The sequence below is a fragment of the Buttiauxella gaviniae ATCC 51604 genome (assembly GCF_001654835.1).
Classification (GTDB): Bacteria; Pseudomonadota; Gammaproteobacteria; order Enterobacterales; family Enterobacteriaceae; genus Buttiauxella; species Buttiauxella gaviniae.
The window spans coordinates 126,377-147,484 of sequence record NZ_LXEP01000008.1; the positions used below are offsets into that span (position 1 = coordinate 126,377).

Annotated in this window: 14 protein-coding genes and 2 pseudogenes; 4 read left to right on the forward strand and 12 right to left on the reverse strand. The window is 49.5% G+C overall.

Annotated elements, in window-relative coordinates:
* The first annotated feature begins 145 nt into the window (after positions 1-145).
* On the forward strand, positions 146-1,528 hold the full coding sequence (xseA, locus tag M977_RS05685; RefSeq protein WP_064513026.1) for an exodeoxyribonuclease VII large subunit: 1,383 nt from the start codon (positions 146-148) through the stop codon (positions 1,526-1,528).
* 3 nt (positions 1,529-1,531) lie between these two features.
* On the opposite strand, the gene M977_RS05690 is transcribed toward xseA, so the two are convergent.
* Complete coding sequence (locus M977_RS05690; RefSeq protein WP_064513030.1) at positions 1,532-1,753, reverse strand: zinc ribbon domain-containing protein; 222 nt, start codon at positions 1,751-1,753, stop codon at positions 1,532-1,534.
* Between the two features lie 152 nt (positions 1,754-1,905).
* On the opposite strand from M977_RS05690, the pseudogene eutB reads away from it, so the two are divergent.
* Together eutB and M977_RS24245 are read left to right on the forward strand one after the other, a co-directional pair.
* Positions 1,906-2,030, forward strand: a pseudogene (gene eutB / locus M977_RS25195) (ethanolamine ammonia-lyase subunit EutB); the annotation flags it as partial.
* A pseudogene (locus M977_RS24245) lies at positions 1,997-2,235 on the forward strand (ethanolamine ammonia-lyase light chain EutC); the annotation flags it as partial. The pseudogenes eutB and M977_RS24245, both read left to right, overlap by 34 nt.
* A 53-nt stretch (positions 2,236-2,288) precedes the next feature.
* Here the strand turns inward: M977_RS24245 and M977_RS05695 are convergent.
* The gene (locus tag M977_RS05695; RefSeq protein ID WP_064513032.1) at positions 2,289-3,197 is read right to left on the reverse strand and encodes a transporter substrate-binding domain-containing protein; all 909 of its coding nucleotides are present in this window, start codon (positions 3,195-3,197) and stop codon (positions 2,289-2,291) included.
* A 298-nt stretch (positions 3,198-3,495) separates the two neighbouring features.
* Here M977_RS05695 and M977_RS05700 point away from each other — a divergent pair, with 298 nt between their 5' ends.
* Complete coding sequence (locus M977_RS05700) at positions 3,496-4,107, forward strand: lysozyme inhibitor LprI family protein (protein ID WP_064513034.1); 612 nt, start codon at positions 3,496-3,498, stop codon at positions 4,105-4,107.
* A 69-nt stretch (positions 4,108-4,176) separates the two neighbouring features.
* Here M977_RS05700 and der read toward each other — a convergent pair whose 3' ends face one another.
* The 10 genes from der to M977_RS05750 all read right to left on the reverse strand — a co-directional run bounded on the left by der (position 4,177) and on the right by M977_RS05750 (position 20,912).
* Complete coding sequence (der, locus tag M977_RS05705; protein WP_064513036.1) at positions 4,177-5,682, reverse strand: ribosome biogenesis GTPase Der; 1,506 nt, start codon at positions 5,680-5,682, stop codon at positions 4,177-4,179.
* A 122-nt stretch (positions 5,683-5,804) separates the two neighbouring features.
* A complete protein-coding gene (gene bamB / locus M977_RS05710) occupies positions 5,805-6,986 on the reverse strand; it encodes an outer membrane protein assembly factor BamB (RefSeq protein ID WP_064513038.1) in 1,182 nt (393 codons plus the stop codon).
* 10 nt (positions 6,987-6,996) lie between these two features.
* Complete coding sequence (locus M977_RS05715) at positions 6,997-7,617, reverse strand: YfgM family protein (RefSeq protein WP_034459176.1); 621 nt, start codon at positions 7,615-7,617, stop codon at positions 6,997-6,999.
* 36 nt (positions 7,618-7,653) lie between these two features.
* Entirely contained in the window at positions 7,654-8,928 is a 1,275-nt protein-coding gene (gene hisS, locus M977_RS05720; protein ID WP_064513041.1) for a histidine--tRNA ligase, read from the reverse strand.
* A 117-nt stretch (positions 8,929-9,045) separates the two neighbouring features.
* Entirely contained in the window at positions 9,046-10,167 is a 1,122-nt protein-coding gene (gene ispG, locus M977_RS05725) for a flavodoxin-dependent (E)-4-hydroxy-3-methylbut-2-enyl-diphosphate synthase (protein WP_064513042.1), read from the reverse strand.
* A 37-nt stretch (positions 10,168-10,204) separates the two neighbouring features.
* The gene (gene rodZ / locus M977_RS05730; RefSeq protein ID WP_064513044.1) at positions 10,205-11,221 is read right to left on the reverse strand and encodes a cytoskeleton protein RodZ; all 1,017 of its coding nucleotides are present in this window, start codon (positions 11,219-11,221) and stop codon (positions 10,205-10,207) included.
* A 440-nt stretch (positions 11,222-11,661) separates the two neighbouring features.
* A complete protein-coding gene (rlmN, locus tag M977_RS05735) occupies positions 11,662-12,828 on the reverse strand; it encodes a dual-specificity RNA methyltransferase RlmN (RefSeq protein ID WP_064513046.1) in 1,167 nt (388 codons plus the stop codon).
* A 176-nt stretch (positions 12,829-13,004) separates the two neighbouring features.
* Complete coding sequence (ndk, locus tag M977_RS05740) at positions 13,005-13,436, reverse strand: nucleoside-diphosphate kinase (protein WP_064513049.1); 432 nt, start codon at positions 13,434-13,436, stop codon at positions 13,005-13,007.
* Positions 13,437-13,612: 176 nt separating this feature from the next.
* Positions 13,613-15,934 carry a peptidoglycan glycosyltransferase PbpC gene (gene pbpC, locus M977_RS05745; RefSeq protein ID WP_064513050.1) on the reverse strand — a complete coding sequence of 774 codons (2,322 nt, stop codon included), beginning with the start codon at positions 15,932-15,934 and terminating at the stop codon, positions 13,613-13,615.
* A gap of 13 nt (positions 15,935-15,947) precedes the next feature.
* Entirely contained in the window at positions 15,948-20,912 is a 4,965-nt protein-coding gene (locus tag M977_RS05750; RefSeq protein ID WP_064513052.1) for an alpha-2-macroglobulin family protein, read from the reverse strand.
* Positions 20,913-21,108 lie beyond the last annotated feature (196 nt).

The window sequence follows — 21,108 nt, forward strand, 5'->3', positions numbered from 1 at the left end:
TGAGAACAGATAAAATATTGCCGCGGCATTATACAGAGCGGAATCGATTGCATCCACACTTTTTTCAGAAAACTCCTTGCCAAGTACGATATGGAAGGTACTATCGACCGAATAACTTGCTGATTTAGAATTTGATCCAGGTCACATGTCAACGATAAATACTCCATCAATTTTTACCGTCAGCCGCCTGAATCAGACGGTCCGCATGCTGCTGGAACAAGAGATGGGGCAAGTGTGGATCAGCGGTGAAATTTCCAACTTTACCCAACCGGCTTCCGGTCACTGGTACTTCACACTTAAAGACGATACGGCTCAGATTCGCGGAGCGATGTTTCGCAACAGCAATCGGCGTGTCACCTTCCGCCCACAACATGGGCAACAGGTTTTGGTGCGTGCCACCATCACGCTTTACGAGCCGCGTGGCGATTACCAGATAATCGTGGAAAGTATGCAGCCTGCTGGCGAAGGGCTGTTGCAGCAGCAGTATGAAGAATTAAAACAACGCCTCACAGTTGAAGGTTTGTTCGACCAAATTCACAAGCAGCCATTGCCTACGCCTGCACGCCAGGTTGGCGTCATCACGTCAAAAACCGGTGCTGCGCTGCATGACATTTTGCATGTGCTCAAACGTCGTGACCCCTCTTTGCCAGTGATCATTTACCCGACTGCGGTACAGGGCAACGATGCGCCATTGCAAATCGTTCGCGCCATCGAGCTTGCCAACCTTCGCAAAGAGTGTGATGTGCTGATTGTCGGACGCGGCGGCGGTTCTCTGGAAGACTTGTGGAGCTTTAACGATGAGCGCGTTGCACGGGCGATTTTCGCGAGTGCGATTCCGGTCGTTAGCGCCGTAGGGCATGAAACTGACGTCACGATCGCCGATTTTGTGGCAGATATTCGCGCGCCGACCCCTTCCGCTGCGGCGGAAATTATCAGTCGTAATCAGACAGAACTCCTGCGCCAGATTCAGTCTCACCAACAGCGTATGGAAATGGCGATGGATTATTATCTTGCCCAGCGCATGCAGCGTTTCACTCGTTTGTATCACCGTTTACAACAGCAGCATCCGCAGCTGCGTTTAGCGCGTCAGCAAACGACGCTTGAGCGCTTGCAGCAACGCTTAAATGTCGCGATGGACGCAAAACTGCGCCGCAGCAATCAGCAGCAGCAACGTTTGATGCAGCGTTTGAATCAGCAGCAGCCTCAGTCACGAATCCATCGAGCTCAAACTCGCTTGCAACAGCTTGAATACCGTTTATCGCAAGTCGTTACCGCACGCCTGAATAATACCCGGCAGCGCTTTGGCACCGCTATCGCCCAGCTTGAAGCAGTCAGCCCTCTGGCAACGCTTGCACGTGGTTACAGTGTGACAACGGCGACAGATGGAAAAGTGCTGAAGAAAACCAACCAGGTGCAGTCCGGAGATACGCTAACAACGCGCCTGGAAGATGGGTGGGTGGAAAGCCAGGTCACCGGAATTACACCGGTGAAACCTGTTCGCAAGCGTAAAGTTGCGGCGAAAAGTTAGAACTTAGTTAGCAACAGGCACGAACTGAACACGTTTTTTTGAAATCAATCCGTGGCCGTTCTGGCAGAAATAGTCGACGGCCCCACAAGCTTTTAAGACTTCCAACGGTTTGTGGCAATCCGGGCAGCGGGCTTCCAGGTGAAAATCCTGCTGGCAGGCTTCGCAGTGCGCACCTGAGTCTGTTTGCAGCAACTGTTTTTCACAGTTTGGGCATTTCATTTCCATCATCACTCCTGACTACATTCAACAACAGTCTGCGGCTTAAACCGCAATAACTTATTGGGTTAATGATAAAGACAAACCGATCATTAAGCACCAACAACGCTTTGACGTTGCTCTCCCCCAAATGTCGCAACATGACTCCCTGAAAGGGTGCAACACTGCAGCTGATTGAACGTGGCGCACCCGTGGACTTAGTTTTCAGTCTGTAGCGGGAACCGAAGCCGCCAAAAGTGGTTTGGGAATTAATCTGCCGCTGATGCAAGAGGCTTACGATGCAGCGAACCGGAGCGCAAACGCCTGGGGTCAGAACGCAACTGTATTTCTAATATTCGCCCGGAAGGACTAAGTCATCATGCACGCGCATTTAAACTCACCGGGTTACTAGAGCAGGCATTTTTGCATCGTTTAACTGGTGTAAAACTGAAAGGGAAAGTTATAAGCCCGCTTTGCACCAAAAAGTCAGACCGCTAACCGGGCAGAAATGAGCATGCATAAAGTGGGCTATGTTATTTTTGTATTTTAATGGATATTAAGAAAACTATTGTTTTCCCGGTAACCCAGGAAACTCAGCTCTCCATTTTGCAATATCCTTCTTCAACTTCTCCGACATTGGCATGTTAATCAATATATTATCTGGCGGAATACGGGATAAAAACCATTTGTTATATATTCTGTTAAATTCACCTTCAGCAAATATTTCCATCATCGCATTGTTAACTTCTTTTTGTAGAGTGCGGGATTCATGGGATAACGCTAAAGCAAAGGGTTGTGCATCGATGAGATTATCATTGGAAAGAGCATATTCTTCGGGATTCGAACTCGTTGCCCTAAGCGAATACAGCAAAATATCATCAGCAACAAATACGGAGTTGTCTGTCGATTTCATATCTTCAAAGCCGGAAAGCGCTGATTGAGTTAAATGAGTGAAAAGTGAATAACCTAATTTAGTATTGAGTTTCGTCACCGCTTGCACCGCTATATCACCTGATGTAACGAAAATGGTGTGGCCGGAGAGCACTTTCGTGTTACTGAGGTGATTAGCTTTGTGGGAAATAAATGCGGTGGATGCGTAAAAATAAGGTATAGAAAACAAGAGATATTGCTGGCGCTCGATAGAGTTTGTAATGTTTGAGCACTCAATATCAGACTGGTGGTTTATCAATGACTGGAAGCGTGCTGCCGGGGCCACTTTAATCCACTTAATCTGAAGCGGCGTGCCCCCCATCTCCTTGCTGATATGTTGAGCAACGCTTTCACATAAATCAATTGCCACACCAGTAGGCTTACCTGCAAGCGTATAAGAGAAAGGAAATTCTCCATCTAAATACGACAAGGTTATACTGTGGCTGTTTTTAATGTTTTGAATTAAGTCATCAGCCTTTGCAAAAAAAGATAACAAAGAAGCAAACATTATCACAACATATTTTATTCCCTGCAGGATAGCCATTAACATTTTCACCGCGTATTTATGTGTTTTATTTTGTATAATTAATACATAGCAAAGAAGATAAAATCAAGGTTTCAACATCACTAAAATGTATCAGTGATAAATTAAAACCCCTTACCTTCATTTATGTTAGAAACAAATTATCTTTCATTAAAATTCAGGAGGGAGTTATTTAAAGATAATCATATTATGTAAATGACATGTGCTGAATATGGATTTATGACTTGTCGGGTATGGATTTGCTACTTATATTATAACTATCAACTGAATATCACCGGCTTCATCTAAAGGTTTGAAAATGAAAAAACTAACGTTAATTGCGCTTGCCCTACTTCCTCTGGCTTCATTCGCAACTCCTCCACAGTCATTCAATTTTAGCTGCGGAAAAACTGGGGGCGTATACAGCGACGGTAATGGTGACGTTTGGGTTGATGGCCAAAAAGCGACGATTAAACAGAGCAGCCCAACCTATTGGGAGGCAACCAGTGGAAAAACGGTTATCAGTATTATGCGTTCAACAGAAGGTAACCCTGACATTTCTTACACAGGTCCAAACCGTATCCATGGTGTCTGTTTAGCCGAGGATGAAATAAGTTTTGCGCCGGCTGCGCAGAAGAAAACCACAACGAATGCTGGCCCATCATTTTCTTGTGCTGCGGTAACTAAAGGCAGCATGGAAGACCTTATCTGCCAAAGCACCACGCTATCAGCAATGGATCTTAAGTTGACCGAAACCTACAAACAGGCGCTGGCAAAATCCCATAATAATTCAACGCTTAAAGCCGAGCAGCGTGGATGGATTAAAGGAAGAAATGAGTGCTGGAAGGAAGATGATAAAAACGCATGCCTTGCAGGCTCTTATCAACAACGTTTGAGTGAACTGCAAAGTAAGTATCAAATTAAGGAATAACGGTTATAAAAAAACCCGGTGTAAAAACCGGGTTTTTTACTCTTCGTAAGCGGTTATCTCCGCGACGAATTATTTGCTTTTCTTGATGTGTTTAATCAAACGCTGGCGCTTACGCAGCTGGTTCGGTGTCAGAGTGTTACGTTTGTTAGCAAACGGGTTCTCCCCTTCTTTGAACTGAATACGGATTGGCGTACCCATTACATCCAGCGATTTGCGGAAGTAGTTCATCAGATAACGTTTGTAGGAGTCTGGCAGGTCTTTTACCTGGTTACCGTGAATCACAACAATTGGTGGGTTATAACCACCGGCGTGAGCATATTTCAGCTTAACGCGACGGCCACGTACCAACGGCGGCTGGTGATCTTCAGCAGCCATAGACATAATACGCGTCAGCAGCGCAGTACTTACACGGCGCGTTGAGCTGTCATAGGCTTCACGAACGGACTCAAACAAGTTGCCCACACCGCTGCCATGCAGCGCAGAGATGAAGTGCACGCGAGCAAAGTCGATAAAGCCCAGACGATAATCCAGCGTCTCTTTAACTTGCTCTCTGACTTCGTTGCTCAAGCCATCCCACTTGTTGACCACAATTACCAGTGAGCGCCCACTATTCAGGATAAAGCCGAGCAGAGAGAGATCCTGATCGGAAATACCTTCACGCGCATCAATCACCAGCAATACAACGTTGGCATCTTCAATGGCTTGCAGCGTTTTGATTACCGAGAATTTCTCAACGGTTTCCGTGATTTTGCCACGCTTACGTACACCCGCGGTGTCGATAAGAATGAATTCACGTTCATCACGTTCCATTGGGATGTAGATGCTGTCACGGGTGGTGCCCGGCATGTCGTAAACCACAACGCGGTCTTCGCCAAGAATACGGTTAGTAAGCGTTGACTTACCTACGTTCGGACGGCCAACAATCGCCAATTTGATTGGGAGATCCTGAGGGTTGAAAGGTTCTTCTTCCTCTTCTTCAATCTCTTCGTCATCTTCAGACACAATGCCATGTTTAGCATTGAATGCTGCCCAATAGGCTGCATCTTCATCAATTTCTTCTTCCGGCTCACGCGGATTTTTTTCGTCGATGAAAGGAATCAGAACGTGTTCGAGAAGCGTTGTCACGCCGCGGCCATGAGAAGCAGCAATCGGGTGAATTTCACCTAAACCCAGGGAGTAGAAATCAATAACCGCCTGATCCGGGTCCATGCCATCAGTTTTGTTTGCCACCAGGAAGGTTGGCTTCTGACGAGAACGCAGGTGTTTAGCAATGGCTTCATCGGCAGGCATCAGACCAGCACGTGCATCCACCATAAACAGCACCACATCAGCTTCTTCAATCGCTAACAGCGACTGCGCAGCCATATGCGTTTCAACGCCGTCTTCCGTGCCATCAATACCACCGGTATCAATAGCAATAAATTCGCGACCTTCCACTTCAGCACGACCATACTTGCGGTCGCGAGTCAGCCCCGGGAAATCCGCGACCAGCGCATCTCGGGTACGCGTCAAGCGGTTAAACAACGTGGATTTTCCGACATTAGGGCGCCCGACAAGCGCAACCACAGGTACCATGATTAAAACCTCATAACTCAAAATTCATCTTAAAACGACGTCAAATCACATCGTTTCTAAAAACAGGAAACGGCTCCTGGACTACCGGAACCGTTTCGCACTTAAAAATACTTCAGGCAAATTTAACGCTTGATAGCGTACAACGTACCGTCTTTCGCCTGAATCAGCAGCTTGTCGCTGGCAACAACTGGCTCAGTCTGGAAACCAGAACTGTCCACTTTTTGTTGAGCAACAAAGCGGCCGTCATCGGCATTGATCCAGTGCATATACCCTTCGCTGTCACCTACAACCAGATAACCGTTGTACAAAACAGGAGAGGTCAGATTACGGTGCAGCAGGTCGCTTTGCGTCCACAGAGTTACACCGCCATCAGCATTCAGAGCAACAACGCGGTCATTCTGATCGACAAGGAAAATACGGTTCGCATCAACGATGAAATCGTTTACTGAACCCAACTCACGTTTCCACATCACTTGGCCTGAACGCAGATCCAACGCAGTCAGGTTGCCGTTATATGCCAGAGCATAGACCACACCATTAACAATGACAGGCGTGGTATCAACATCGCTCAGACGGTCAATTTCTGTAGCACCGGTTGCCTGAGAGATACGCTGTTGCCAAATAAGTTGGCCTTGTTTCATTAACACAGCGCTAACGCGACCGTTATCACCACCAACAACTGCGGCACCAAACGCTATTGCAGGTGCAGATTCACCGCGCAGAGAAAGTGCTGGCATATCCAGGTTTACGGTCCATTTCACTGCACCGTCAGTTTCATCAAATGCCTGAAGCTGGCCATTGCTGGTGTGAACCAGAACTAAACCGTCGCTGACCACAGGACGAGAAAGGACTTCGCCTGCAGCTTTGCTTTGCCACGCAATACTACCATCAGAGGTGTTAAGCGCATAAACCTGCGCTTTCTCACTACCAACGTATACGTGCGCACCATCAACCGTTACACCACCAGAAAGCAGTGCTGGCAGGTTGCTTGAGTAGAAGTTTGTCTTTTCAGACAGATCAACAGACCAGACTTCTTTACCATCATCCGCGTTAACGGCTTTAACGGTACCACGGCGGTCTGCGGCGTAAATGTTGCCGTCCTGCCATGCTGGGTGCAGATTGGAATAGAAATCACCAATACCGCTACCAACAGAAGTACTCCATGATTTTTCAGGTTCAAACTGGTTTTCAACTGTCGGCAGTGGAGACATCTTTACCACGTCTTCTTCACCGCTAAACAGTGAACAACCGCTGAGCAGCGTCAGAGAAATCAGCCCTGGTACAAGTAGTTTACGCAATTGCATCCGGTCCCTCTTAGCTCGACAAATTATTAATTTTCATCTGCATCATTTCGCGCAGGGCTGGAGAAGCATCAGTTTGTGAGCCTTTGCTCCACGCATCGCGTGCACCTTGCTTATCCCCTTTGCTGAGCAGCGCTTCACCGCGCAAATCAGCAACAATCGCTACCCAACCTTCGCCTTTAATACTGTCGAGGGTTTTCAGCGCCGCATCAGATTGCTTTTGTTGTATTTGAATACGCGCCAGACGTGCGTTGATCAGCGCCTGCAAATTTGCATCGCTGGTGCTGCTCAGGCCTTGCTGCAATTGAGCTGCTGCTTTCGCCAGATCATTGTTATCAGCATATTTCTGAGCCAATTCCAATGACGCTAAAGCACCATATGTATTCTTCGTGCTTGCAGCGAATTTCTCTGCTGCACTCAGTGTTGCAGGTTGATCGGCACGCACAGCATCTGTCACAGTTTGATACTCGAGGGAAGAAGCCATCGAGCTTTCAACCTGGTGGCTGTTCCAATAACGCCAACCAACCAGTGCGCCAATACCTAATACGACACCAACCACTAGCGCTTTGCCGTTTTCAGCAAAGAAGCGTTTTACTGCATCAACCTGTTCGTTATCGTTTTCGTAAATTTCCACGCAGTCCTTCTCCTTAACGATTTATCACTGGGGAAATTAACCCAGTAGCGCCTGCAAATGAGCGACCGCGTTTACTTGCTCAACGGTAGTTTGCTCACCTGTGCGCAGATCCTTCACGACGACTTGACCATTTGCGACTTCAGTTTCACCCAGCACCAGGGCTGCACGCGCGCCCCATTTATCTGCACGGACGAACTGCTTCTTGAAGTTGCCACCGCCGTAGTTAGTCATCAGCTTAATAGCCGGGACCTGATCACGTAATTGCTCAGCTAACAGCATCGCTGCAGCTTGCGTTCCCTGACCTGACGATATCAGGTAAATATCGACAACAGATTCAGCTTTAAATTCCGGGTTGATAGCTTGAACCAGTAAAACAAGTCGTTCCAGACCCATAGCGAAGCCAACAGCAGGTGCCGCACGGCCCCCCAGTTGCTCGACCAAACCGTCGTAACGGCCACCCGCGCAAACGGTGCCCTGAGAACCCAGGCTGCTTGTTACCCATTCGAAAACGGTACGGTTATAGTAATCCAGACCACGCACCAGGCGCTGATTCACGGTATACGCGATACCCGCAGCGTCAAGGTATTGGCAAAGGCCAGCGAAATGTTCACGAGAATCTTCATCCAGATAATCACCCAGCGTAGGTGCATCATCCAGCAGAGCCTGAACTTCCGGATTTTTAGAGTCCAGTACACGCAACGGGTTGCTGTACATGCGACGCTGGCAATCTTCGTCAAGCTTCTCTTTATGCTGCTCCAGGAACGCAACCAGCGCTTCACGGTAGTTAGCACGTGCTTCAAGCGAACCAATTGAGTTCAGTTCCAGGCTAACATGCTGGTCGATACCCAACGCACGCCACCAGCGCGCGGTCAGCATGATCAGCTCAGCATCAATATCAGGCCCTTGCAGACCAAAGACTTCGACACCCAACTGATTGAACTGGCGGTAACGCCCTTTTTGCGGACGTTCATGACGGAACATCGGCCCGATGTACCACAAGCGCTGTTCCTGATTGTACAGAAGACCATGTTCGATACCGGCACGCACGCAGCCCGCGGTGCCTTCAGGACGCAGAGTCAGGCTATCGCCGTTGCGGTCCTCAAAGGTATACATCTCTTTTTCAACCACGTCGGTCACTTCACCGATTGCGCGTTTGAATAACGGGGTCTGCTCTACAATCGGCAAACGGATTTCACTGTAACCGTAGCTGCCGAGCACCTGTTTCAGAATGCCTTCAATCCGCTGCCAAATGGCGGTTTCGCCAGGCAGGTAATCGTTCATGCCGCGGATGGCTTGAATGTTTTTTGCCACGTTTATTCTCTACCGAATTTATACAAAAAATGAACCCGAAATCAGACTGTTTGCTTTAGCAAAACGTCTGGCGGGTTCAATCATACACGGGAAGCCGAATGCTTCCCATGTTTCGCACTATTTTTCCAACTGCTGGATACTAATCCGCTGCGATTCATCAAGCATGGAAGCCTTGGCACGAATACGCGCTTCAAGCTGCGCAATCATGTTTTCGTTATCCATTCGCTCGCGCTGACGCACACCGTCTTCGTAGAAACCACTCATCTTGTGGCCACCGGTCACACCTAAAGTGGAAACCAGCGCTTCGCCCGGCCCGTTCACCACACAACCAATAATCGAAACATCCATTGGCGTGATGATATCTTCCAGGCGCTCTTCGAGAGCGTTCACGGTACCGATCACATCGAACTCCTGGCGCGAACAGGTTGGGCAGGCGATAAAGTTAATACCGCGTGCACGGATACGCAAAGATTTCAGAATGTCGAAACCGACCTTGATCTCTTCAACCGGATCGGCAGCCAGTGATACGCGCAGCGTGTCACCGATCCCTTCGGAAAGCAGTAAGCCGAGGCCAATCGCTGATTTCACTGAGCCGCTACGCATGCCGCCAGCTTCGGTGATCCCGAGATGCAGCGGTTGATCAATTTGCTTAGCCAGTAAACGATAAGATTCAACCGCCAGGAAAACGTCGGAGGCTTTTACGCTCACTTTGAACTGATCAAAGTTGAGACGATCCAGATGATCCACGTGACGCATCGCCGATTCTAACAACGCCTGGGGCGTTGGCTCGCCATACTTTTCTTGCAGATCTTTTTCCAGCGATCCGGCGTTAACACCGATACGGATCGGAATGTTTTTGTCCCGGGCACAATCTACAACGGCGCGAATACGCTCTTCGTTGCCAATGTTGCCGGGGTTGATACGTAAGCAATCGACGCCATACTCAGCAACTTTGAGGGCGATACGATAGTCAAAATGGATATCAGCGACCAACGGGACGTTGACCTGCTGTTTGATAAGCTTGAACGCCTCTGCTGCGTCCATCGTTGGCACGGATATACGAACGATATCGGCCCCAACTCTTTCTAAGGCTCGAATCTGATTAACAGTGGCTTCAACATCCGTGGTTCGGGTGTTGGTCATAGACTGAACGGCGATCGGTGCCCCGTCGCCGATTGGCACATTCCCGACGTAGATCCGTTTGGATTTTCTACGTTGAATTGGGGCTTGATTATGCATTACAAATCTCCACAATTACGCGTCATGCTGGCTGCAATTATTCAGCACTTACTGTCAGACGTGCAACCTGGCTAGTTCTGATAAAGCGACTCAAATCGACAGGTTTACCCTGGAACTGAATCTGAACCGCAGCTGGAGCACCAATTTTCAACTTATACGGTGCCTGACCGGCTAAATTCAAATTGCCATCTTTACGCTGCATACCGCTAAACAATTTCTTGCCGGTTGCGTCAGTCACTTCAAGCCAGCAATCGGCGTTAAAGTTCATCACTAACGCATTCGGGTCAGTTGCAGGAGCCGTAGTCACAGCAGCCTGATCGGTAGGGAGTGCGGCATTTTGCGCCGGAGCCGCTGGCGTTGCAGTGGCTTGCGCATTGTCTACAGGTGCCTGGCTTGGTGCCACTACTGCGGAAGAATCCGCTGTAGTGGTTTGCTGAGCCGTTGCTGCTGGAGTCTGATTTGATGCTGAATCAGTCACTGGAGCAGGCTGCGATGCCGCTGGGGTCTGCACAGGTTGCTGTGCAGAAGTATCAGCAGTAGATGAGTCGCTGGTAGTTAAAGGTACTGACTGAGAGTTACTGTTGCTGGCAGAAAGTTCAGCTGAAGATTGATCGGCCATAGTCGAAATCTCTTCCTGCTGCGCTTTGTGGTTTTGCCACCACCATGCACCCGTCAGGCCGATAACGACGAACAAAACGAGCCAGGTTACGCTCATCAGCCAACCGTCACGTTTCTTACGGCGTTTCCCCAGTGAAAAACTTTGCATCGGAGCCACTTTAGCAGCTCTGATAGGTGCCTGTTTTTCCATCATTGGCAACAGTTCTTCTTCCGGAATACGCACAAGACGTGCATAAGAACGGATATAACCACGCAGGAAAGTAGAGGCTAACTCGGCAGGTGCCTTGTCATCTTCAATATCCCGAACGGTAGAAACTTTCAGGCACAGGCGTTCGGCCACGGCTTGTTGGCTAAGACCGAGTTCTTCACGGGCAACACGTAAACGTTCACCCGTGGTTTTTTCTGCATTTGATTCGTGAGTGGCTTCAGTATTCATTAGCTACAATTGCTGGGACTGTTCGATTGAGGAATTAGGCCGGAGTCTTGTAGCACAGCGTTTCCGCTTCACCACGCTCTCCCGCTTCGCGAAACAAATCTGTGTTCTGGAGGATAAACCCCAGACAACATAACATTCAGCTCAAACTACTTGTTCACATAAACATGCTGCATTGTGTGAACGACTTAATCACTGATGAGTTAACCATAGACACCATTTTTAATGTTGTCAGTCAATTGCGACCAGCGATGATTTAAATAGATGCGCCTAAACTATTGTTGTACCGTTACATACTGCCTTAAAGCGCTATGAAACGCACCGTAATTATTAATCTTAAAGTCACTCGCTAAACTTGCATAACTGCAAGATATAACTATGTGTTTTTTGAACCCCGAGGCATCGCTGTCACAGGGTTCTTATCTGACAAAGGCAATAGTTTATCAGACTGCTTTAACATCAATAGGTTCACCTTGCATACGCTTACGTAACGTACGTTTGGTGCGGTCAATCACTTCGCCAGCCAGCTGACCACAAGCCGCGTCAATATCATCACCACGCGTTTTACGCACGATGGTAGTGAAGCCGTAACTCATTAATACTTTTGAGAAACGGTCGATACGGCTGTTGGAGCTACGGCCATATGGCGCCCCAGGGAACGGGTTCCATGGGATCAGGTTAATTTTACATGGCGTATCTTTCAGGCATTCTGCCAATTGATGCGCATGATCAGTACCATCGTTGACGTGATCCAGCAGAACGTATTCCACGGTTACACGGCCCTGGTTGGCGTTGGATTTCTCCAGATAACGACGCACAGAGGACAGGAAAGTCTCGATGTTGTACTTTTTGTTGATCGGCATGATCTGGTCGCGAATTTCGTCGGTGGGAGCATGCAGAGAAATGGCTAATGCCACATCAATCATGTCACCCAACTTATCGAGCGCCGGAACCACACCTGAAGTAGAAAGAGTAACGCGACGTTTGGAAAGCCCGAAACCAAAGTCATCAAGCATGATTTCCATTGCTGGAACCACATTGTTGAGGTTCAGCAGCGGTTCACCCATACCCATCATGACGACGTTGGTAATAGGACGTACGCCGGTTTTCTTTTGCGCGCCGATAATTTTCGCCGCACGCCATACCTGCCCGATGATTTCGGAAACACGCAGGTTACGGTTGAAGCCTTGCTGAGCTGTTGAGCAGAATTTACATTCCAGAGCACATCCAACTTGAGAAGAAACGCACAGTGTGGCGCGGTCTTCTTCAGGGATATACACCGTTTCAACGAGCTGGTCAGCGATGCGGATTGCCCATTTAATGGTGCCATCGGCAGAACGCTGTTCTTCGGCAACTTCAGGAGCGCGGATTTCAGCGACTTCTTTAAGTCTGTTACGCAGAACTTTGTTGATGTCAGTCATTTCATCGAAGTCATCACTGCAATAGTGATACATCCATTTCATGACCTGATCGGCGCGGAATGGTTTTTCGCCCATTTCGGCAAAAAACTCACGCAGTTGCTGGCGGTTAAGATCCAACAGGTTGATTTTTTCGGACTTGTTGGAAACGACTGAAACTGGTGTCTCAGGAGTGATAATTTGCTCTGACATAATTTCTTCCGGCCTCGTTGTTACACGTTACGGCCCCAGGTGGGTTAAAAAGATACGCCCCGAAGAGCAAGCTCATCCGGGGCGTAGCATTGTACAAATTCTATGGCACAGAAGCCATGGCTGAAAGCGACGTACATACAAATAAAATGTAACTGTCGCTTAACAGTTAATGCTTATTAGCGAGTGCGTGGGCAAACTTCGCCTTCAGCGAAGAAATAAGCGATTTCACGCGCAGCAGATTCGGCAGAATCAGAACCGTGAGTGCCGTTTTCGGTGAAGCTGTCAGCGTAATCTGCACGCAGAGTACCAGCCAAAGCGTTTGCCGGATTGGTTGCACCCAAGATGTCACGGTGACGCTGAACGGCATTTTCGCCTTCCAGTACGCTAACCATGATTGGGCCGGAAGTCATAAACGCAACCAGACCATCGAAGAAAGGCTTGCCTTCGTGCTCAGCGTAGAAGCCCTGAGCCTGTTCAGAAGTCAGGTGCAGCATTTTTGCGCCAACAATCTTAAACCCTGCGGATTCAAAACGAGCATAAATATTACCAATAACGTTTTTTGCCACCGCGTTTGGTTTGATGATGGAAAAAGTACGTTCAATAGCCATGATTACCTCTGTGTCTGTTCTGTTTGCCCGGCCCCTGAAGGGATAACCGGTTATGATTTGGCGCCGATTATAATGAGCAAGTCTCGCGTTGCCTATGGATACAGGTAACATTTTTTTAAAATAAGATGAATATCGGCAACATTTTAATGCGAACGCCTGAAAATTAGACTAACGCTCTACTGCAATACGAAATGAGCGGCGGCAATCTGCCCAGCTTCATCAAGAACCAAAACCTGGTACGCTCCCGGTTTATCCAGATTTAGTGCGATTGCGCTACTATTTCCACTAACCGGTTCACCGTTTAAAAACCACCAGCGATCGCCCTGTCCTCCCTGAACACTTAAACGAAGCGGTAAGCGCAATTCACCAGGAAGACGCTTCAAAATAGCGCCCTCGCGAACCCCTAACAACAATAAAGGCGTAACTTCATCTTTCTGCTGGGGCGGGCATTGCTCTGACAATTCCGGCAAACGGGCTGCACGTCTTTCACTCACCGGTAACCATGGTTCAAGCGGCAGCGGCCACAAAGAGATAGTCTGCTGCCTTGCTCCCGAGCAATCAGCAGCCACGCGTTTTCCCTGTCCATCTAACCAGACGACCTTTCTTAATCCCTGAATTCCTTCCTGGCCTGGTGCTTCAAGCGTGGGCGGCTCGCTGTTATCGAGTAACCAACCCGTTAATTTGCGCCGGCAATTACTGTCTGCGGCTGGCAAATTCTGCCCACCCGGCCAGCAAATTTTCCCTTCGGAAACAGAAGACGGACGAGGGTCAACGGGCAGCCGCGCCTGCTGCACACCAGAGTTGGCTTGTAGTAAGTTGTTAACTTGATTAAGTAACGGCACGGCACTTCCTAAGCCAAACTGCCCGGCAACCGGTGTGCTATCCGGGCGTCCTGTCCAGATACCAATCAAATAACGTGGGTTAATTCCAATGGCCCACGCATCGCGATATCCATAACTGGTGCCTGTTTTCCAGGCCAAAGGCACAACGGCAGGCAATGTGGCATCGGGCTGCGGCTGTGCCTCTCCTGCCAGAATACGGCGAATAATCCAGGCCGCACCAGCCGACATCAATGGGCGCTCGACTAATGGTTGCTCTGGCTGTAAACGTAACTGAGCAGCTCTACCATGACGGGCAAAGGCGCTATATGCAGCGACAATCTGATCAAGACGCGCACCGCCGCCGCCAAGAATCAGCGAGAGATTAGGTTCACTGCCTTGCGGGAACCGCAAATCCAAACCAATGTTTCGCAATTGTGCGGCAAAACGTTTCGGGCCGTAGGCTTCGAGTACCTGAACCGCCGGGAGATTGAGGGAACGCACCAGCGCTTCACTCATACTGACCGGGCCATGAAAACCAGTATCAAAATTTCCTGGCCGGTAATCACCGAAGCGGCGCGGTACGTCCTGTAACAATGACGTGGCGTGAATCAGCCCATCATCCAGCGCCAGGCCATAAACAAAGGGTTTCAGCACCGATCCGGGTGAACGAATTGCGGTGACCATATCGACATGCCCGAAACGACTTTGATCGGTGATATCGGCTGAACCAACCCAGCCATGCACTTCCATGGTGGTATGATCGACAACCAATATCGCCATTGATGAACGTGGCGGGAGCTGAGCTTTCCAGTTCAGTGCCAGCTCTTCCAATTGGCGCTGCAATGGCGCATCCAGCGTTGTCGTTATTTTCTGTTCTTTGCTGCGGTTCACCAGATAGCGTGAAAACAACGGCGCCAATTGCGGCATTTGCCGTGGCGCCAGCCATACCGGTTCTTCGAGAGATTCTTTTACCTGCTGTGGCTCCCAGACGGCTTGCTCGGCCATACGCATAAGAACTTTGTTACGGGCGGCTTGCGCCCGCTCAGGCCAGCGATCCGGGCGCAAACGGCTTGGCGCTTGCGGAAGAACCGCCAGTAAAGCAGCTTCAGCATAACTTAGGTGTTGAGGGGATTTTCCGAGGTAAACCCAACTGGCAGCCCCCACTCCTTGTAACGTCCCGCCAAACGGTGCGCGGTTAAGGTAGAGCGTGAGAATTTGTTCTTTCGATAGATGCCATTCGAGTTGCAAAGCGCGCCAAACCTGGCGGATTTTGCCCCCAAATGTGCGAGGGTGCGGGTCGAGCAAGCGGGCGACTTGCATCGTCAAGGTACTGCCACCGGAAATCACTTTGCCGCTAAGCAAATCCTGCCCGGCTGCACGCAAAATCGATAGAGGATTAATTCCCGGATGATCCCAGAACCAGCGATCTTCATAGTTGATTAAAGCTTCGAGATAACGAGGTGAAACATCGTTTAACGTAACCGGATAGCGCCAGATCCCGTTCTCATCAGCGAAACGCCACAAGGGTGTGCCATCAGCCGCGACGACAACCCGTGCGGTATTCACCTGAGAAAGCGGCAGCGGCCAAAGCCGGTCTGCCAGCCAAATCCCCAGACATAAAATAATTGGCAGCACCACCAGGAAATAGCGGCGCTGCCAGCGAAATGGCTTTAGCATTTTGCCTTGCCAGTTACGGATGAACAGTCAGCATGCCGGTGCTGGTTCCTGTTGCCCGCCACTGAGGTACATACATCGACTCCACTTGTGAAACCGGCACGTTATAGCTTCCCGGAGTCACAGCGCGAGCAAGGTAAACCAGGGTCGCATGCTGGCCTTCATTGAGCGGTAACGCGGCAACAAAGCGATCGTCACGGAACTCCATATGCTGGATATCCGCCTGCTGCATCTGGTTCAACAAGCCCTGAATCTGGCTATCACTGTCACTCAGGTTGGCGCTGCTTTCAGAAAGGTTCTGGTTTTCCAACTCAAGCCCGGCAGGCAGCAAATCAACGACCAGAGCATCAGGCACATTTTTATCTGCCCATACATCCAGCCAGACCATCACCAATTCACCACTTTTCAATTCTGACAACGACTTGCTGTTACCTTTCGCATCAAGGAAATGGCGTTCGATGTGCAACACGTTGCTGTAAGGCGCTGGAGCCTGTTGTGGATAACCAACCGTATCTAATCGAAGATAGAGATTACCCGTCCCGTTATTAGTAATCTGTAGGCCAGCGAGTTGTTCAGCAGACAAATTACGAGTCGCTGATTGAGTACCCGATAATGATTCGGTTGCAAAAGATACCTGTGACTGCCAATCCCCTTTCGCCGTTTGCCAGTTGCGACCCGCCAGGAACAACGCATTACTTTCCTGCGTGGAAAGCCAGCGCTGGCTGTATGCAAGATTAGAGAGGTCCATCAGCAATTGATTCTGCTGTTCTGGTAGCAATTTGTTCTCTTCCAGCAGGCTCAGCATCATCGCTTTGTCACGCAACTCACTGCCATAATCTGCCATCCAGATACGTTCGTCGCTACGGCTGGTTTGCAAACCTAACTTGATAGCTTCATCACCTCGTGGTGCATCTCCCATCAACTTCAGTGCCACACCAAGTTGTACCAGCGGTAAGCCTGCACGAGCGCTGCTATGGCGCAACCAAAGTTCACGCAAGGCGCCCAATGGTGCTTTTTGCTGACGAGCTAATACCTGAGCGGCGTACGCTTGAACAGCAAATTTACTGGCAGCAGCATCATCGCTGTAGCGTAAAGCGATAACTCCGGAATCCTGGAGATAACGTAGCAGGCGCTGGTTAGCTTTATTTAGCGAGTCAGTATTAACGCTATAACCCTGCTCACTCGCACGAACAAGGAAATCGGTCACATACGCTGTTAGCCAGTATTCTTCTGGCCCTTCTTTGTCCCATAGGCCGAAACTGCCGTTGTCGCGTTGCATGTCCAGCAGGCGAGCAATCCCCAGGTCGATTGCAGCGCGGCGCTGTTCATCGCTAGTTCCTGTAATGCCCAGAGCTGCTAACTGTGCCTGGTTGGTATAAAGCGACGGGAACAACCCACTAGTAGTCTGTTCCAGGCAGCCATATGGATAGGCTTTCAGTTCGCGAATATAGCGAGCGAGGTTTAGCGGCGGCCGACCACTCAATAGCACCTGGCCTTCAAGTGTTGCAGGTGCCAGGCCGGAAATGTGTTGCGGTGGAATATCCCAAACTTCACCCGCTGCAAGCACCGCACCACTGTTGATGTTTTGCGCCGGGAACGGAGGACGAACACCTAATTTCCACTGTTTTTGCTGTGGGGCAAAAGTTTCACCAGGCAAGCTAAGTCCGGTAATTTGTGCTGCTAACTCCCCATCACCGAAGCCGTTCAATGCGCGAACCGGAATAAACACGGTTTTGCGTGCACCCGGTAGTAACGTCACGGATTGCACTGAAGCAGAGTTCAATGCAATCAAGCCGGTAGTTTTCAGGTTAATACTAAGTTGTTGAGGTTGGTCTGTCAGGTTGGTGAGGTCCATAGCCAAACGGCTACTGTCACCACTGGCCATGAAGCGTGGTGCTGCAAGTTCAGTAACCAACGGAGCCGCAACAACAACTTTTTCGTCACTGTTACCAAAGTGGTCGTTGGTCCAGGCTTGCGCCATAACCCGTAGCTCACCATTAAAATCACCAATAGGGAGCGTGACAGTACCTTCACCATTTGCGTCTAATTGCACTGGCTGAGCTTGCTGAGCGATGATAGTGACATGGTTTACCGGCTTTTTACCGCCACGGCTTAATTCGTCACCTTCATCGCCATCACCACCAAAACGTAAAGCCGCAAGCCGCCCTTCCCCCTCAATGACCTGGCCATAGATATCGTATAAATCCGCTCCATAACGTTTACGGCCAAAGAAGGCTTCCCAAGGATCTGGGGTTTTGTAGTCGGTAATATTCAGCACGCCGCTATCCACAGCTGAAACCAGCACATGAATTTGCTTTGGCATTTCACCGTTAATCGGCTTGGTTTTTACTTTAACCGTGAGGTTTTGATTCGGACGCATTTTAGTTGGTGCTTCTAAAGAAAGCGCCAGTCTGCGGCTTTCGTCTCCCAGTGGCAGATGCAAAATCCCAACAGAACGTTTTGGCGTGGAGGCACGGCTCTTATCTCCAGGTCGAATAACAAGCGTGCTGAGATACAGATCATGCCGCTGCCAGCTTTTATCGACCGGAATAGCGATATCCAGACCTTTCTCCGGAACATCAATTTCTTTCCACCACAGCGGGCCATCGCTGGACTCAACCATTGCATAGCCTTTGCCAGCCGCCGGAGCAGAAATATGCAGATTGATGGTGTCACCAGGCTTATAACTCGGTTTATCAATTTTCAGCGTTACACGGTCAGGGCGCACAGCCCCCTCTCCATCGCTGTTGTCCTGCCAGGTGTAGCCTGCCCAAAAACGAATGCTACTGACGATATTAGTGTCAGGATCGCGAACTTCCAGACGGTAGGAACCCCACTCAACCGGGAAAGCCACTTTGCCGGTTTCACCTGCGGCAAGATCCAGTTTTTGTTCAGCCTCTACGAGATCTTTCTGATCGTATTGAGACTGCCAGCCCTGGCCCTCTTCCCAGTTCCAGAAGTAATCCCGACGTTCGCGAATTAAACGCACCTCAAGACCAGAGACCGCCAGTTTCTCACCTTTAGCATTGGCATAAACGATATCAAAACCTGCGTTCGTGTCCTCGTCGACTATCGGCTGGATTCGTGTGCTGTCGGTGCGGTAATCGTAAATTTCTTTACTCGCAAATTGAGGACGAATGCCCGGTAGTGCTTCCGCAGGCCAAATAGCTTGCTCCGCACGGCGTGTTACCGGACGGCCACCTGACTCTAGCAAGCTGGCTTGCAGTACCAGCCGTAATGGTGAGTGAACATCTGCCCATTGACTATCTGTGCTTACCGTTGTTTTGCCTTGTTCATCAAGCTGAAGCTGAACCTCATCAAGATTTCGGGTGAGGTTTTCCTCGTTAATGTCGCCAAACTGGAAGCCTGGTAAGGCCGATACAGCTTCACGTAATGGGCGCAGGAACAATTGCCCTTGCAAGCTGTTCCCGGAAGCTGGTGCACCGTACAAATAACGCCCGGCAATCTGGAAATTCACAGACTCATCAGGGCCAACGGATTGCGATTGGTTTGCGATGTTCAGAGCCATACGCTCCGGCATGAAGTCTTCAACTTTAAAAGCCCAAATGCGTGGCTGGTTATCACCCGTATTTACACGCACTTGCCAGTTACCCGTTTGTACATCCTGACTTAGCGGATAACTGAACTGATATAAGCCATTTTCTGATTGCCAGACCTGCGTTCTGGCGACTTGGCCATCAGGTTTTACAACTTCCAGTTTTACTGGCTGTGCTGGTAATACCTTCCCGTCACTATCACGTAACAATGCATTCAGCAGTACTGTTTCCCCAGGGCGGTAGAGATCCCTTGGGCCAAACATAAACAGCTCCTTACTGAAACCGGGCTCACCAGCAATGTTAAACTCGGCCAGATCCAGCGCCGGGCGGTTTAAGTCTAGCATCGTCGTCTGCTCGCTTGTTCTCGCCAGCAACAACGTGCCTTTTTCTATTTTCTCAAGCACCGCATGACCATCGCCATCACTCTTAGCCTGTGCAAGCGTGTGCCCTTTTTCATCAAGCAACGTGATTTCGACATCTGATTGTGCAGCACCATTTTCAAGACTTTGAGTAAACACATCCAGGCGGTCATGGTAGCGGTGAGCTGACACCCCGATATCACTTAAAGTAAACAACGTCGCCGCGTTGCTGTAACTGTAATGGCCTGCCTGATTCATAATGGCGATATAGACGCCTGGCTGTTGCAGCGGCTTAATCTCGCCTAACGGTAGCAATAATTTTTCGCGGGTATTACGTGCCGGATTAAGATCGAACCTGCCGCTGTAAACTAAGTCAGCAAGTTTTAATAGATTGTCCGATTCCCAATTAGATACTGAGTTTCGGTATTGCCACTGGCTAACAAAGGAACCTAGTGATTCACTTTTTATACGGTAGAAATTGACGTCAATTTTATCGACGTTGAGCGCCATGACCGGTAAACCGGCAATAACTTTGGTCGGAAGTAATGACCCCCGGCTGGCAAAACCAACGCTCGGTTGAATATCACGGGTTGAAATTTGCTTCTCAAAATTACTATCGAATGTCGCTTTATTTAGTGCAAGCAGCCCACTATCAACGGTCAAAATCAGTTCACGTTTCGGCTCGAGATGGCGTAAACGCAATTCTTTGAGGTCGGCTGAAAGCTCCCACGCACCATCAACTTTCCCGCTGGTTTTATCGACTAAATGCGCCACCCGGGAGAAATCCTGGTTGAGATCTAAGGGAATCGAGAACGTGAGTACCAACGTGCTTGCGCCATCAAGCTGTACTTCAGAGGCATCAAGCAATTTAAGCGGCTTGCCTGCTGAATCCTTCGCCAGTTTTTCAAGCTGCGGGGCATCAGGCTTAACTGGGGCAGCAACCTGTTGCTGAGCGGAAGTTTCGCTCTTCGCCACCGGTTTTGGTTTGTCGTTATTGTCACAGCCCGCAAGTGCCAAAGCAGCCATTAGCGTTGCTGCCAGTCCTACCAGACGAATTGATCTCATTTTTATCCCTGGCCGATAGGGCCCATTAAATCACCAAGTTCTACAACTATTATGCGGGTTCATCAGAAAAACGAAAGTATCCAAATTCTGCATTGCGTACTCGCTCGCAAAGGGAAGCTGGCATCGTGCAACGGTTTCATCAGCGTGTCGTTTCAAAGTGCAAGCGCGATCACAACCTGAAAGGTTACATGTTACT

Bases quoted from the DNA above. Each gene is read 5' to 3' on its own strand.
- der (WP_064513036.1), bottom strand. From the start codon at position 5,682: ATGGTACCTGTGGTTGCGCTTGTCGGGCGCCCTAATGTCGGAAAATCC.
- rlmN (WP_064513046.1), bottom strand. From the start codon at position 12,828: ATGTCAGAGCAAATTATCACTCCTGAGACACCAGTTTCAGTCGTTTCC.
- M977_RS05695 (WP_064513032.1), bottom strand. From the start codon at position 3,197: ATGGCTATCCTGCAGGGAATAAAATATGTTGTGATAATGTTTGCTTCT.
- xseA (WP_064513026.1), top strand. From the start codon at position 146: ATGTCAACGATAAATACTCCATCAATTTTTACCGTCAGCCGCCTGAAT.
- ispG (WP_064513042.1), bottom strand. From the start codon at position 10,167: ATGCATAATCAAGCCCCAATTCAACGTAGAAAATCCAAACGGATCTAC.
- M977_RS05700 (WP_064513034.1), top strand. From the start codon at position 3,496: ATGAAAAAACTAACGTTAATTGCGCTTGCCCTACTTCCTCTGGCTTCA.
- ndk (WP_064513049.1), bottom strand. From the start codon at position 13,436: ATGGCTATTGAACGTACTTTTTCCATCATCAAACCAAACGCGGTGGCA.
- M977_RS05750 (WP_064513052.1), bottom strand. From the start codon at position 20,912: ATGAGATCAATTCGTCTGGTAGGACTGGCAGCAACGCTAATGGCTGCT.
- bamB (WP_064513038.1), bottom strand. From the start codon at position 6,986: ATGCAATTGCGTAAACTACTTGTACCAGGGCTGATTTCTCTGACGCTG.
- rodZ (WP_064513044.1), bottom strand. From the start codon at position 11,221: ATGAATACTGAAGCCACTCACGAATCAAATGCAGAAAAAACCACGGGT.
- M977_RS05690 (WP_064513030.1), bottom strand. From the start codon at position 1,753: ATGGAAATGAAATGCCCAAACTGTGAAAAACAGTTGCTGCAAACAGAC.
- pbpC (WP_064513050.1), bottom strand. From the start codon at position 15,934: ATGCTAAAGCCATTTCGCTGGCAGCGCCGCTATTTCCTGGTGGTGCTG.